Here is a 14,801-nt window from a genome sequence, read left to right on the forward strand (position 1 = left end):
AGCGATGGACCTCCAAGGTCTATAATGACTTCAGACCGCATCAAAGCCTGGGATACATAAGCCCCACCCAGTTCTTACAACAACACTGCGCTAGTCCATAGTGTCTCACATGTGTTGAACTAGTACAAGTTCTAGACAAAGTGATTGCCTAGGATGTAAAATAATGCTCAGGATATGGACGGGGCCGTAGCTCAGCAGGGAGAGCGTCTGGTTCGCATTCAGAAGGTCGAGGGTTCGAGTCCCTTCGGCTCCACCAACCATTGTTAACGTAGCCCGATTAATCGGGCTTTTTTCATGCTATCAGCACTTTAATCGTTTACGTCGATATCGGTTCCGTGTAAAAAATCTGGCAGCTTCCTGAAAGGGAACATACAGAAACGGCTGAGACTGTCTTCAAGCGTCCCTCGCCAAGCCTTGCTCTGTGTGTTGGTAAGGCTAATAATGTAAAAAAAGGTAAGAGAAGCGCGGTTGCGGGTGCAGAATGTTGAGAAAATGCTTCTTGATAGCGGGCTTTGATGATAAAATTTACGGAGGAGAAAGAGGAACGGGAGGGTACTGTTTGAAGAAAATCAGGATCGCCCGTGAAGGAATCCCTTACGTGGCGTTTTTCTTGCTTTTGGCTGTAGCTTTTTACCTATGGAAGCCTAGCTGGTCCGGATTGCCTCTCGGCCTGGCCTTATTTTCCGCCTTTTTTTTTCGCAACCCTGACCGGCATATACCCGATCAGCCCGGGGTTGTAGTTTCTCCCGCTGACGGGGTGATTTTGGACATAAGCGAAACATTTGAGCCCGAGTATATCAAAGACAAGGCTCTGAGGGTCAGTATATTCTTAAGTCTTTTCAATGTTCACATTAACCGAATTCCTGTAGATGGAGAGGTCGAATACATCTCAAGGGTAAGCGGTAAGTTTGTTCCTGCTTTTCATCGGGACGCTTCCCGGCTGAATTCGCGTAATCTGGTGGGAATGCGGACGGAGTGGGGGAAGCTCTTGGTAGTTCAAATCACAGGCTATGTTGCCAGGAGGATAGTATGTCATGCCCGGATCGGCGAGAGATACCGGACGGGGGACGTTTTTGGCCTTATCAAATTCGGTTCTTGTACCGAAGTTTATCTGCCTCTCGATGTAGAGCTCTGCGTCAGGGTAGGGGAGAAGGTCAGAGGCGGAGAGAGCATTATCGGGAGGTTTGCAACATGAAGTTTGTACCTAACTTGCTGACCCTCTTGAATCTTTCGCTGGGAACGCTGGCGTTGATTAACCTGTTTACCGGCGATTATGCCAAATCGGCGGTGTATATCTTGTTGGCGGTCGTACTCGATGGTATGGATGGCCGGCTGGCGCGCCGCCTGCAGGTAGCCTCGGAAATGGGGAAACAGATGGATTCTTTATCGGACCTGGTTTCTTTTGGGGTAGCACCTGCCCTGTTGGTGTTCGTCCAGGTTTTTTCCCCCACTTACGGGTACAGTCTCATTTCCGTCGCTGTTACGGTGCTGTTTGTGATATGTGGAGCGTATCGCCTCGCGCGTTTTAATGTGCTGAATATAACGGATTATTTTGTGGGTGTCCCTATTACCGTAGCCGGCGGGCTGGTGGGAGCTTTGAGCTTCCTGGCTTCTATATTGCCCGCTATGGGATTTTTACTGATCTTACCCGTCCTATCATTTCTTATGATAAGTTCTATCAAAGTACCTAAATGGTGAGAATTAAGCAGGTTGGCGTTTGGTGGAGCCTGGTTACAATCGGAAAGGCTCGTCTGAGTTCCATGCTAGGCTTTTGGACAACCGGTAAAGCCTGGCCTTCTGCTGAAATTGGTTGGCGGCGATGAGCTTCCCCTCGAGGTAGTAATAAGTTCTGGCCGGTATCAGCTTGTAACCTTTAGTGTGTATTATTTCCACTGCTGGCCCGTCATCCCGGTGGTACTGTCCGTGGCAGAGCCAGTAACGGGCTAGGCAGCTACCAGAGGAGTTATACATTTGGCGGGCAGGACCGCCGTCCCTGTGTAGCTTGCCGTACAGGTACCATTCTTCTAGTCTCAACTTGCCGCTGGTAAAATACTCTTCCACAGCGGGACCGTCTGGCCTGTGCAGGCGGTCGTTAACATACCATTTTCGGGAACGAATGGTTCCCGTATCGTAGAAGGTTTCTTGGGCCGGGCCATTTTCACAGTGTCGTTGATCTTTATACCACCATTCTCGGCAAACAAGCACCGTTTCCCCTTCTCTGGTCAGAAAAACAAGAACTGCAGGTTCGTGTTCCCGGTGCAGACACCCCTTAATATACCAACGTTCTTCACGCTTGATTCGTCCTTCTGTTTGCTCGTGAGCAATATAGGCCGGGCCCTGATCACGGTGTCTTAATCCACTAAAATACCATTCTTCCCTGCTTTCCGTGCCAATAGGATTGCAGACGATCCGAGCCGGGCCGTCTTCGCGGTGTAACAACCCGTTCAAGTACCATCTTTCTTCTACCAGGAAACCGTCTTCGGTGTATCTTAGAAAAGCGGGGCCGTCGGTGCGGTGATACTCTCCGTCCTTTTTCCATTCCGCGGTTTTGACCGCGCCGCGGGGATAGCACTCAACCACGGCGGCACCGGTAAGCATATGACGCGGGCTTACAACCATGAACAGCCCTCCTAGCTCAATGTCCGTAAGCATTACCCGAGTTCCGGCGATGTACTACCTTTACTCCGGGGAGGTTTTCGACTACTTTCGCATCGGATGGAGAACCGAAATTCAACCACAGCACATTGTTGCCGCTAACTTTGTGTATTCGAACCATTTTCTCCTTAAAACCTGGAATTTCCAAGTCATCGATACAGCTATCGGTGCAAACCACCACCAACTGCCCCTGTTCCAGTTTCTGTAAAACCTGATCCAGTGCGGGATTTATAACTGTGCCACCACCGCCCGGGATTTTGCGCAGCTGCCGTAAATCCGCCTGAGATTTCACCGTGATTTCAGCATAAGCACTGGCATCCCAGGGGATTATCTTGATCTCTCCGGGGCAGGCTAACCATTGGAAATAAGAAAGCGCGGTGCCGGTGATGAGTTCCAGTTGGTCACGCATGGACCCGCTGGTGTCGGCTAAAAGCCACATCGTTGCTGGGTCTCCCTCGTGGAGCACGCCGGGATACTCGTCCAGTTTACGCGAAGGTCGGCTCCAGGAAGAGATCACGCGAGTCGAGTTCAAGGTGTTGGCCAGTTCGCGACGAACAAGTGTGTCCCAAGGGATGGTCACCGAACAGGCTTGTTCCAGAAGCAGCAGGTGCCCTCCTGGTTGGTCTCCTGCTTTTTTACTTTGCCTGGCTTCGACGACAGCAATCTTCATAGCACGACTCCAGCTTTCTTCGGGGTTATCTTCCAGTTGGTCAAGACCCGGGCGAACTATCAAGGCGTCCTCAGGTACCAACTCACCGTGGACACCTTTAGCCCTGGTTATCGGAGCAGGTGTTTGATGTTGATTGTCCAAGAAGTCTGTTTTCGAATTCAGCCTCTTCGCCTCTGGAGGTAAAACGAATCCTTTGTTGCCCTCTACTATGGCCAGGAATAGGTCCTTCCAGCTGAACCTGCTGTAATGCTTAGTTTCCAGGTCTTCTTTCAAGTGACTTGGGAAATCGGCTCCGGATCTCCGGATGAACTGTTCGAGATCGTGAGAACTGCTGATGGTGAGACTTTTGATCAGGTCTGCCCGCGGTAAAACGTCGGAACAGAAGTTGTTAACCATGTAATCCATGCAGGCGTTGGCCCACTGGCGGGCAGCCTGGGGCTCGATATCGTAAGCAGTGAGAAATGTTTCAGACACGAGGCCGCGAAACTCCCATGGATGCCGCAATAACAGGTGGGCTACTTCGTGAAGGAGGGCGAAGCGGAGCTCGTCGGCCCAATCGCGGTGCAGTTCCTGGGCGAGATCGACGACCGCATTCCAAAAAGGAGGGTTAACATATACTTTTCCGTCTTCGGCAGCAAATACAGTAGTCTCTGGCTCAGGAGGCATGACACATACAGGCGCTTGATAAAGAGCCCAGCGCAGGAATCCATCAGTGGTTGTAGCGATGAGCCAAGAGATGCTTTGGGCCAGTTTTTTCGACAGCCCACCTAGATCCCTTTCTCTCAGCATTTCGAAGTTTTCCTTGATAAGCCGGGTTATTGTCGGCTTGTTCACCGCGTTGCACCGCCTCTCATCGCGTCACCGGCCGTTGTCTTCGGATGAGATAAACTCCTTCAGATGAGAAGCCATTAGGATCCCGGCCACGCGAGTAATGGTCCTGGTTTCGTCCGAAGCTTCGGAACAAACGGCAAACGGGTTAATTTCCCTGGTCTCGACATTATCTTGTTGATTTATGACCTGTTCGAAGTCGGCGACTGTCCATTCTTGATACAGGTCCAGGAGATGAGCGCAAGCCCCGGGATCTGATCCCTCCATGATGCTCTTCAAGAACTGCAACCTACCACAGCTGGCCCGAACATGCCCGAGTCTTCCGCTCGTGAACATACCGGCTCCCGCCAAAATACCAGGAGCGTGCTCTTTGGCGGCAGCGACGGCGGCTTTGATCGAGGGTCCTAGATTCTCTAAAACTTCCCTCGCCATAGGAGAAACGAGGATTTCATCGATCTCGGATGCCGATCGCGGAACACTGTGTCCCAACAACGCCAGCATGGCCCATACCCCACAGGGCGACATATTCTTAAGATCCCTTTCTCTTAGACCTTTACGTAAAGCATCTACTAACCCCATGTTATTTCGATACCATTCCGCGAAGATGCCGCCTTCTTTGACTCCGATAATGCCGTTGGCCGACTCTTCAACCAAGAGGTGAAGCTCCGTCTCATCTATAAACCCCTGTTTAAGCAACGCTGTGTAACCACACACCTTCTGCAGTAGGAGGTCACAAGAACGGGGAGTTACCATAGGCGACATGACATCAGGATTATTGGTTTCCGGAACTGAGGCCAGGTAGGATAAATAACCAGCGACCCCCGTATCGAGGGAATCGCCGTATTGCCTCTGGGCATATGCCAACCACTCATGGGGAAGAGGGGGATCAAAGTCTATAATCTCTACCCTTGACCTTAAGGGCTCCGGCAACCCTGTAGCTAAAAAGCTTTGTTCAGGTCGGTTGCCAGCAAGTATTATCATAACCGTAGGATTGAGATAAGCGTAACCTACTTTATGTTCGCCTACCATTTTAAGCATCACCGACATCAGGTCCGGGCGGCGGATGTTGGTTACTTCATCGATGAAGAGGATGCCTGGATATTCTTGGAGATAAGGTACCCAGGCAGTAGGCAAGAACGCGGTTATTCTCTTTTCGATAACACCATCGTTGTAAAGCAGGGCAAACGACTCCACCGGTTTGCCGCTAAAATCCATGGGCTCGTGGGTAAGCATGTTCAAATCAACGATGAAGAAGGGACCGCCGTTTGCTACTGCTGCTTCCAGAAGCTGGTTGCGGCGAGTCTCGTGCAGACGCTCAAACTCGTTGAAGTCTATGAGTACCCGTCCCATCTGGGCAGCGATGTTTTGGGCTGCTTCTTTCACGCAAACCGTCTTGCCGATTCCAGGAGCACCCAAAAAACATATGGGAACCGGTCTTGCTCCTGTCATCTGGGCAGCGTAGTAGGAGTATTCGATGTATTTGCGGGCTTCCTTGAACCTCACAGCATCACTTCCTTCCAGGACTTTCACTCCTGATCTAAATTGTACTACTTACTCAAAATCAGGCAATGCGGGAAATGCCGGCATTTTAAAACTTTCTTAAAACACGCGATTCCAGATAAGGCAAGAAAGACGATTGTGTTAAAATATTCAGAGGTGATATGAGGTGAACAGGTTATTGAGAACCGTTTTTGCAGTACTGATTATTTTTTCTATTTTCTTCGCCCTTGGGGCTGCCTTACCGCTGGCTTTGGCCCAGCTTTACGATGTTAGTTTGGAAGACTGGTCATATCGGGCTCCGGCTCAGACCACCATCTATACCACCGACGGTCAGGTGCTGGCTCAGTTCGGTTACAAGAGGATATATAAAGACGATTTCCCCCGCCTACTGAAACAGGCAGTGGTGGAAGTTGAGGATCGGCGCTTCTACGAGCACGGTAGCATAGACCCGCGGGGTATGCTCAGGGCTTTGTGGGTAGACCTGAGGCTTGGTGAAAAAGCCCAGGGAGGCAGTACCATTACTCAGCAGCTGGCCCGTACTTTGTTTTTGACTAACAAGAAAAGCATAATGCGCAAGTCCCAAGAAATCATAATCGCGACTGCCCTGGAAAGAAAGTATTCGAAGGACGCTATACTGAATATGTATCTGAACGAGATTTACATGGGGCGGGGAGTATGTGGCATGGGAGCTGCGGCTCAGGAGTATTTTGGCAAAGATGTTTCTGACCTTTCCCTGGCTGAGATATCTTATCTGGTGGCCATGATCAGTGCCCCCGAGTATTACTCTCCCGACCATGATGCTCGGGCTTTGAAAATACGTCAGGCCACAGTGCTCAATGTGCTGTCCGAACGCGGGATCATCACGACCGGAGACGCGGAGAAAGCTCTTTCCGAAGAACTCGATATTCGGCCATACAAGAAGAGGGAACTGGTACACCCGTATTTTACTGTGTATATCCTGAACCGTCTAAAACAGGAATACGGAGAAGATGCGGTTTACAGAGGCGGGCTCAAGGTTTATACTACAGTCGACTCTCAGATGCAGGAGCGGGCTGAACAGACAGTTGCGTACCACATGAAAAAGCTGGAGGCAGAGGGCATCACAGCCCGGGATGTAGCTTTGGTTTCGATTGAGCCAGGCAACGGCGCGGTAAAAGCTATGGTAGGAGGTGCTGATTTTAGCCGTAATCAGATTAATATGGCCGTAGTTGCAAGACAGCCCGGTTCTGCCATCAAACCCCTGATCTATGCTGCAGCGATGGACAGCGGATTGATAAAAAGCAATACGGTTCTCAACAACCGCCCTCGTGATTTCAACGGCTACCGGCCGAGTAATTCTACGGGGAATCCAGACAAGGCCAGTGTACGGCAGGCTTTGGTAAATTCATACAATGTAGCATCAGTAGAAGTCCTTAACACCTTGGGGCTAGAAAAGGCCTTTAAATACCTGGAACGGTTCGGCATTAGCACTTTAACTCCCGGTGACCGTCACCTGGCCCTGGCCTTGGGTGGAATGGAAAAGGGAATATCGCCTATGGAGATGGCCGCAGCCTACGCGGTTTTTGCTGCGAACGGGCAATGGGCTGAGCCTTATACCATTGAGCGAATAGAAGATGCTAACGGAAATATCCTCTATGATCACCCGATCAAGACCAGGACAGTCGTAAAAGAAAGCGTCGCCCGTGAGATGACTTCAATACTTCGCGATGTGGTCAACTACGGGACTGGCAAATCGGCCCGGGCCAGAGTGCAGGCTGCCGGGAAAACGGGAACTACCAGCCAGAGCCGGGACCTGTGGTTCGTCGGGTATACGCCGGAACTTTCCACAGCTGTATGGCTAGGCAACAGCAACAACGACGCCATTAAGGGCGCAGCCACTTACGGGGGAACCCGTTGCGGACCCATTTGGCGCGATTACATGAATGCGTTAGTGGATGCGGGACTGCTTGCCCACAGGTCGGCAGAATGGGTAGAACCCGAAGCAAGCCCGGTCGAGCAAGCACCGGATACAACCCCCAATAATGGAGGTAATCCTGAGCCGCAAGCAACGCCAAACGATACATCGCAGGAAACGAACCCACAGGAACAGCCGGTACCGGTCGAACCTGCACCCGAACAACTAGCTCCGCCCCCTGGGGAGAATGGGCTCACCCCACCAGCTGCAGGGCAGGGGACAGGATCGGCCCAAGTCCCGTCTGCAGGATCGACAAGCAGTGAACCTTCCGCCACAGGGACCGGGGACACGGGATCCGGGAGGTGATACAGACGAATCCTCGCTTGCCAGTTATTCTTTTGCTGCTGGGGGCCAACTTATATTTCATTATTGCCTTAGCCTATTACTCGGGATTCTTATCGCGAAAGGCTATGCTACCTCTGGTCTTGGCTGGCTTGGTTCTAATAACAGTGGGTGGAATCTGGAAGGCTAAGCGGCAGAGGTGAAGGGTGACTGTTGTACCCTTTTTGATGGGATACCGCTACAAGCAAGCTAGGACGTGCTTTTTGTCGCCTCAATTACCAGGTCTTTTTGATCCCTGGTTTTATCCTTTAGAGCTTTGCTGGCCTTAGGGGACAGCAGTACTTCTCCGAACCACCGTAAAGCCTTGTCAAAGTTGCCCAGTCGCCGGTGAAGTTCGCCGATCAAGTACATATGGGTGGCGGAGTCCATCCCTAATACCGGAGGCTCTTCATCCTGAAACGCTTTTTCCAGGTAGCGGCAAGCCTGTTGCATGCAGGTGATTTCGTTGGCCTGGTCACTCAAGCTCCTGTAAATCCAAGCCAGCTTTAAATAGAGCATACCCAGCTCGCTGCTTTTAGCCTCTCTGACCATAGCGCCGTAAAGGGCAAGCTTGTATCTTTCAATTGCTACCTGCGGGCTGTAAGTCGGGGGGTAATCACGTGGTTGCCACTTAGAACTGATATTCTGCCGAATCAAATTTGCCTCCGCCGGCAGAACGGGATTGGGAAACTGGTTTTGCAGCCTCGCATAACCGCAATGGTTGCAGAGCCAAACGTCGTAGAATAAAGGGTTTATATCCTGGTAGACCGGCATGGAATCGGTATCCCGCTTGACTAACCGTAAACGGCTGTTTCTAACGGCTTTAACATGGATCGTGCTTTTGCATAAGGGACAAACCACCTTTTTGTCATATAAATAGAAATCTTCGGTTTTAATCTGTTCCTGTTGGGACACCGCTGAACCTCCATTGGAAAAAACTTGCGACCCGAACGGGTTGAATGATACACGTCTTAATTCTGCATTAGAGACTATTTTCCTGCAAAGACAGAAAATTATTTGACCTGAGCCGGCAGGACTGAGTTAAGGTCAAAAGTCGCTTCTGATGGCAGCTACTTGTTCAGCATCAAAACGGTACACTTCATTGCAGAGATTGAAGATTATTTCGAGGTGTCCTCGGCTTTGTAGGGCAGCACTGATGTCTTGGGGAGTAAGGCCAGCAATCAAGGCCCTCACTTTATCCGGGCTACATTTACAGGCAAAACCGAGAGAACGTTGCTCTAAAATGTGGTAAGGCACTCCTGCCAGGATGTGGCCTAACAGGGTTTGTAAATCGGTCTCCTGTTGGAGCAGGCTGGTAATCGGTCCCAAGCAGAGCAATTGGGCCAGGGCAGGGCATAGCAGGAGAAAAGTCCAGAGCGTCGAATGAGTGTTAATAAGACAGACAAACGGGCGCAGAAACACCGGAGTAGAGCAGCAGGGGAGGGAGGATATTCAATTATGAAAAGAGAGATAGTGCTTAGGGAAGGGATAATGACCGACGGTTTAATCGAAGAAATGCAGAACTACTACCGGCCTTTGCCTAAGGGGCGCGACTACGTTAAGTTCAGGCAAGAAAGGTGGAGGGAAAAAGAGAGTATTGTTGTTTATTCGGCCGAACAAAACGGCGAGACCATCGGGTGGGTTGTTTATGACCCGGGAAAGAGCACCGTAGAAGAGTTACTTGTAAAGCCAGATTTGGTTCAGCCGGAAACCGCATGGCAATTACTCGATGAACTTGTAAAACAGGAAAGCTTGGTAGCAGCAGAAACATGGCAGGAGGATAAAGCAAAGCAAAGCGCTATGATAGAATACGGGTTCCGCCCGGTGCGTCATTTTTTACAAGAAGGCTTCTCTATAACCAAGATGGAGCTGTCGACCCAAGCGTACTTCAGGCGGCTGAAAGAATATAAACCTGTAAAGGAGTATTCGACGCGGGAACGGGTGGCGCTCGAGAAGGTGCCTGGATCCCAGGAACCTGGCGAAATCAAAGCTGCTTTAGTCGGGTTGCTCGATAAGCTAGGAGGGATTGAGAGGTTCGTTAAGCCGGGGCAAACTGTGGTCCTGAAACCCAATATCGTAAGCGAACACGGGCTAAAAGACGGCATACCCAAAGGGGGCATCGTCACCGACATAAGGCTGGTAAGGGCTCTCGTGGAATTGCTTTTACCGCTAGCGGGAAAGGTGATTATCGCCGAAGGCGCTTCCATTAACCGCAGTGCTACGACCAAGCTGTTTGAGCATTACGGATACCCTGAAATCGTAAAAACTGCTCCCGATAAGATCAGCCTGGTTGATTTGAATGCCGATGAAACCGTAGAAAAACCGGTTCCCGGAGGCAAGCGGATGCTGGCAAGAAAGATACCGGTGACCTTAGAGGAAGCGGACGTCATTATCAGCCTGCCTGTAATGAAGATACACTTCGCAGCCGGTGTATCTTTGGCAGTTAAGAACTTACAAGGGACCATGCCACCGCTCGAAAAATATATGACTCATTTCTTTGGTTTGTGGCAGAATCTAGTCAATATCCACCATTTGGTCAAGCCTGACCTCATCATCATCGACGGCCTTTATGGCCAGGAAGACTTCGGGCCTATATCTGGAACGCCGAAGAAGATGGACTTGCTGATAGCGGGAACTAATCCGGTAGCGGTAGACTCAATCGCCACAAGGGTAATGGGGCTGGACCCGCTCTCATCGCCGCCGGTTTTGCTCGGATACCTGCAGGGTTTAGGCCCGGTTGAGCTGGACCTAATAGATATCATCGGACCTCCTTTAGACGAAGTTACCAGGAAGTTCAGGGAACCGGAACTCGACATTTCCGGGGGAGAAAGTTTCCATGTCCACGACGGTGAAGCCTGCCGGGGCTGCAGGGCTTACCTCCATTTTGTTTTGAGCAAGCTTCGCCGCCCAGATCCGAAGGACCCCAGCCGCCTGCTAATCGACCGTCCCTTTAATAGGGAAGTAAACCTGTTCCTGGGACCGGATACCAGGGCTAATATCAACCCGGAAGAAGCCAACATCTTTATGGGCATGTGCCAGCAACATCGTGCCGATGTGGGCATACACCTTCCTGGGTGTCCTCCCCACACCGAGGTAATCATCGACGGCGTCTACCGCATGTTCCCGGATGTAGAGAAAGCTAAGTACGCGGACAAAAGTGAGGAAGCGGTATTAGGGGAGATGCTGCAACAAATACTGGCCTCACTTGAAGTTTGAAACCCAAACGCAGGGTAAAAGGCCCGGTTTCCCCAGTGCATAAAGCAAACAAAACCAAGGGGAACTGGGCCTTTCTTATGCACTACCAGACCCAGAGACGAAGTATTTATCAGCCCTAATTATCGCGTCGGGTAGTATTCAGCTGTTCATTACAGTTTGGCTTTCACATTTTTGATCAGCACGTACATCATCTGTCGCATCGTTTCGGCAGGGTAGAGGGCCATGCCGCCCACGATGTATTTGTCGAAGAGCTCGTTTGCCAGTTCGTCTTCCGTAGCTCCTTCTTTCAGCCTTTTTTCGATGAAGGCAAAGCCGTCTTGTGCTGCCTTGATCGCCTGGCGATAGAACTGTTCTGCCTCGTCTCCGACCGGGATCTCGCCATGGGCAACGCCGACCGCGCGGGTGGGGTAGGCCATAAGCTTTTCCAAGGTTTTGATATAAGCGTCGTATTCCTGGAAAAACACCGGGGTAACGAAGTCTTTGCTAACCCGGTACCCCCCGGCGTCTGAGATGAGCATTACCTGATCCGGCTCCACATAAGCCGCAATCGAGCACACAGTGTGCCCGGGAGCGTCGAAAAAGCGCAGAGCAACTCCCGGCTCTATCTCCAGTTGGTCACCTTCGCCTGCCACCATATCGACCGGTATGGTAGTGGGAGCGGGCGCGTCGGGCATGGCATGGAGGAGGCCATGTTTTACGTACAATTCCGAAGTCCCTTCATCTATGGCGAACGAAACTTTGTTAGCTTTTTCTTTGGCTAAAATGTTCTTCGCCGGCGCGCTGGCCACCAACTTAGCCTCGGGAAACATCTGCTTCAGCACCGGATAGCCTCCGATGTGATCGAAATGAGAATGCAGGGCAACGATGTACTTGATTTCGGGTTTCTCCTCAAGCTGTGTCCACTGGTCGCGAAAAACCGCGGCTCCAGCCCTGGTTCCACATTCAACCAATGCTGCGGTCTTCCTGCCCACGATGAAAAAATTAAAATACCCGTTTCCAAGAACCTTTACGTTCCCAGTCAACTGCATGCCCACCGCCTCCTTGTCCTCAAAATTAGAGTTGGCAAACTTGCCCGGAGTGAATCCGAACCTGCAACTATCGAAACACTGTTGCGATAAATAATAAGACCAGAACGAAAACCGTTCTGTGCTGTTCCTTATTCTTTCCCTTCAAAAACATTTCCTGCTTCTTTCCTAAAATTTGGCCGTCCATAACCTGTAAAAGGGCAGGGCAGGTTCTTATAAACATAGTGCTACTAATAACAACACGTGTTTACGAAAGGTGCCTGGGAAACGCTAAGAACAGCCATTGTATTATCAAAGGCAATACCCCTCAAGGTTAACGGCAGAAGCAAGCTTATAGCCGGGCTTTTAGCGGTTAATGGGATGAAACGTCTTGAAACACGACGGGCAGGTTGCTCGATCCTTTTTTGTCTTAACCCAGAAATACTTCCGGCAAAAAGGGCAACGGATACGGTGTTCCAAAACTGTCCTGATTAGATTGATGAACAAAGGGTTTCCCATTTGACCACCTCATACGATAAAGAATTTACTGAAAAGTGCTAGCTGGCCGGAGGTTCCTAGAACGACCAGATGGTCGCCGGCATCGATAATTTCCTTACCAGAAGGATTGAGGAGAAGCTCACCGTTTGCTTTCTTAATCGTTACAACCGTACAGCCTGTTGACTCGCGTATTGAAGAGTCTAGGAGCTGTTTACCCGCCAGGGGCGATTTTTCATCGATGAGGTATTCTCGCAGCTTAAGTCTACTCTCCCTTATGGAATCGTAGACGCGCTTCTGGACGGTGATCGTTACACGTCTTGAATAAAGGGAATGGAGGTATTGCTCGACCTTTTCTCGTGGCACATCCAGGTGAAGAATAACTAGCCGAGCTGTCTCCATACCAGCTTCGACTTCCGGTTCTACCACCTCAAGAGCTCCTGCTTCCCGCAATACCTCGGCTTCATAACGGCTGTGGGCCCGGGCGAAGACGGTTAGCGACGGATTGATCTTTAAAAGGTTATGAACCACCTGAACGTTACTCGCCAGGTCGGGCAGGGCAGCTATAGCTAAGAGAGCCGTATCGGGACGTGTATGCACTAAAACCGATTCGCTGCTCGCATCTCCGTAAAGACAGGGAATGCCCTTAGCGGTTAATTCTTGAATTGCTAAATAGTTGAAGTCGACGCAGACCAAGGGTAGTTGGAGTTTTTCCAGTGCGTTACCTATACTCTTCCCAACCCTTCCGTATCCGCACAGGATAATATGACCTTGCAGTTGGGTAGGGTCGATGGCGCTATCGCCAATGTCCGGCTCGGGAAACAGCCCAGCAAAACAGCGCTTCGTGCGCAGCCAGTTGTACCACCTAGGCGCCTGTTCGATAAGGTACGGCGTGAAGAGCATGGTTATGATCGAAGATGCCAGAATAAGGTTATACAGGCTGTCAGGTATTATTTCATAGTCCAAGCCGAGCTTAGCCAAGACAAAGGAGAACTCTCCGGTCTGTATCATCCCGGTTGCGACGTAAAACGCTACCCGGCTGTGGTATTTGAAAAGCCTTATTATTACGAAGAAGACCAAAAACTTGAGTGGAACGATAAGTAGAAGCAGCATAATCAGGGACGGCCAGTTATTCACCATGCAAATAGGATTCACCAGCATCCCCACGGAAACGAAGAACAGGATTACAAAGGCATTACGCAGGGAACTCACTTTGCCTATTATTTCATGGGTAAATTCGGATTCGCTAATAACTAAGCCTGCCAAAAAGGCCCCCAGAGACAGTGACAAGCCGAAGAAATAACCTAAAACGGCAACGCCTATACCGAAAGTCAGGGCAACCAAAAGAAAGGTGTCCCTATCATTGGTCAAAGCCGCGCGCTTCATTACGAGCGGAAAAATCTTCTGAGCTACGTAAACTACGGCTACGACAAAAAGAATCGACTTTAAGAGAGTAAACCCTAACGAGGGTAGGGAAGACAGGGAAAGGCGGCTGAACCAGGGAAGCAAGGTGACCATTACAACAACTACCAGGTCTTGTATGATAAGGATACCTAACATGATGTTTCCGTGGAGAGAATTCAATTCCCCTTGAGATTCCAGAACCTTCATAACAAGCATGGTACTGCTGATGGCGACCGAGCAGCCTAAAAGAAGAGCCTGCGGAAGCGAGAAGCCCAAAACATACCCGGCAATACTTCCAAGAACGACCAGCGCCATTATTTGGCATATTCCACCCCAAAGCGCGACCGGCCTGACGTTTTCCAAACGGGCAAAAGAAAACTCTATTCCCAGGGTAAACATCAAGAGAATGACCCCGATCTCGGCGAAAGCTTCGATAACGTGGGTGTCCGATACAAGGCCCAAGACAAAGGGACCAATAATTATGCCTGCGACTATGTAACCTATGACCGCCGATTGTTTGGCCCGGTCAGCAGCGAGACCACCTAGCAAAGCTGCAGTAAAGACAACCAGAGAATCCACAATTAAGGAATAATCCATCAAATAATCCTCCACGTGAACAACTTGGACAACCTTAAACGGCAGACATTAACCAAAACCTAACGTAGCGGAGAGGGAACTGTCAAGCAGCGGTCCCGCGGAAATTCGCAAGTTAACATAATGTTCATTATCGGAAGTAAGAGAATCGTAAAGAAAG

Annotated in this window: 11 protein-coding genes and 1 tRNA gene; 5 read left to right on the top strand and 7 right to left on the bottom strand. The window is 50.4% G+C overall.

From position 1 onward, the window contains the following. The first annotated feature begins 180 nt into the window (after positions 1-180). The 3 genes from HPY90_RS06935 (at position 181) to pssA (ending at position 1,698) form a co-directional block, all read left to right on the top strand. Positions 181-256, top strand: a tRNA-Ala gene (locus tag HPY90_RS06935). 303 nt (positions 257-559) lie between these two features. Next, positions 560-1,195, top strand: a complete 636-nt coding sequence (locus tag HPY90_RS06940) for a phosphatidylserine decarboxylase family protein (protein ID WP_013175275.1) — start codon at positions 560-562, stop codon at positions 1,193-1,195. Then, positions 1,192-1,698 carry a CDP-diacylglycerol--serine O-phosphatidyltransferase gene (gene pssA, locus HPY90_RS06945; RefSeq protein ID WP_273698339.1) on the top strand — a complete coding sequence of 169 codons (507 nt, stop codon included), beginning with the start codon at positions 1,192-1,194 and terminating at the stop codon, positions 1,696-1,698. The genes HPY90_RS06940 and pssA overlap by 4 nt, the downstream gene beginning before the upstream one ends. A gap of 33 nt (positions 1,699-1,731) precedes the next feature. On the opposite strand, the gene HPY90_RS06950 is transcribed toward pssA, so the two are convergent. From HPY90_RS06950 to HPY90_RS06960, 3 genes are read right to left on the bottom strand one after another with little or no spacing between them, the layout of a single operon-like run. Further along, the gene (locus HPY90_RS06950) at positions 1,732-2,619 is read right to left on the bottom strand and encodes a hypothetical protein (protein WP_013175277.1); all 888 of its coding nucleotides are present in this window, start codon (positions 2,617-2,619) and stop codon (positions 1,732-1,734) included. 16 nt (positions 2,620-2,635) lie between these two features. Then, positions 2,636-4,159, bottom strand: coding sequence for a DUF2201 family putative metallopeptidase (locus HPY90_RS06955; RefSeq protein ID WP_287192830.1), 1,524 nt, complete (start codon positions 4,157-4,159; stop codon positions 2,636-2,638). A 24-nt stretch (positions 4,160-4,183) separates the two neighbouring features. Continuing rightward, positions 4,184-5,656, bottom strand: a complete 1,473-nt coding sequence (locus HPY90_RS06960) for an AAA family ATPase (protein ID WP_273698336.1) — start codon at positions 5,654-5,656, stop codon at positions 4,184-4,186. Positions 5,657-5,819: 163 nt separating this feature from the next. Between HPY90_RS06960 and HPY90_RS06965 the strand changes: the two genes are divergently transcribed. Then, positions 5,820-7,913, top strand: coding sequence for a transglycosylase domain-containing protein (locus HPY90_RS06965; RefSeq protein ID WP_287192834.1), 2,094 nt, complete (start codon positions 5,820-5,822; stop codon positions 7,911-7,913). A gap of 225 nt (positions 7,914-8,138) precedes the next feature. Here HPY90_RS06965 and HPY90_RS06970 read toward each other — a convergent pair whose 3' ends face one another. Together HPY90_RS06970 and HPY90_RS06975 are read right to left on the bottom strand one after the other, a co-directional pair. Then, entirely contained in the window at positions 8,139-8,843 is a 705-nt protein-coding gene (locus HPY90_RS06970) for a DUF2225 domain-containing protein (protein ID WP_287192837.1), read from the bottom strand. Between the two features lie 132 nt (positions 8,844-8,975). Further along, positions 8,976-9,350 (bottom strand): Hsp33 family molecular chaperone HslO, encoded by a 375-nt coding sequence (locus HPY90_RS06975; RefSeq protein WP_287192839.1) that lies wholly within the window; start codon positions 9,348-9,350, stop codon positions 8,976-8,978. A gap of 36 nt (positions 9,351-9,386) precedes the next feature. Here HPY90_RS06975 and HPY90_RS06980 point away from each other — a divergent pair, with 36 nt between their 5' ends. Continuing rightward, on the top strand, positions 9,387-11,144 hold the full coding sequence (locus HPY90_RS06980) for a DUF362 domain-containing protein (RefSeq protein ID WP_287192841.1): 1,758 nt from the start codon (positions 9,387-9,389) through the stop codon (positions 11,142-11,144). Between the two features lie 149 nt (positions 11,145-11,293). Here HPY90_RS06980 and HPY90_RS06985 read toward each other — a convergent pair whose 3' ends face one another. Together HPY90_RS06985 and HPY90_RS06990 are read right to left on the bottom strand one after the other, a co-directional pair. Next, a complete protein-coding gene (locus HPY90_RS06985; RefSeq protein ID WP_273698333.1) occupies positions 11,294-12,172 on the bottom strand; it encodes an MBL fold metallo-hydrolase in 879 nt (292 codons plus the stop codon). A 504-nt stretch (positions 12,173-12,676) separates the two neighbouring features. Continuing rightward, the gene (locus HPY90_RS06990) at positions 12,677-14,644 is read right to left on the bottom strand and encodes a monovalent cation:proton antiporter family protein (RefSeq protein ID WP_287192846.1); all 1,968 of its coding nucleotides are present in this window, start codon (positions 14,642-14,644) and stop codon (positions 12,677-12,679) included. Positions 14,645-14,801: the final 157 nt, after the last annotated feature.

The organism is Syntrophothermus sp. (assembly GCF_013314835.1).
Classification (GTDB): Bacteria; Bacillota; Syntrophomonadia; order Syntrophomonadales; family Syntrophothermaceae; genus Syntrophothermus; species Syntrophothermus lipocalidus.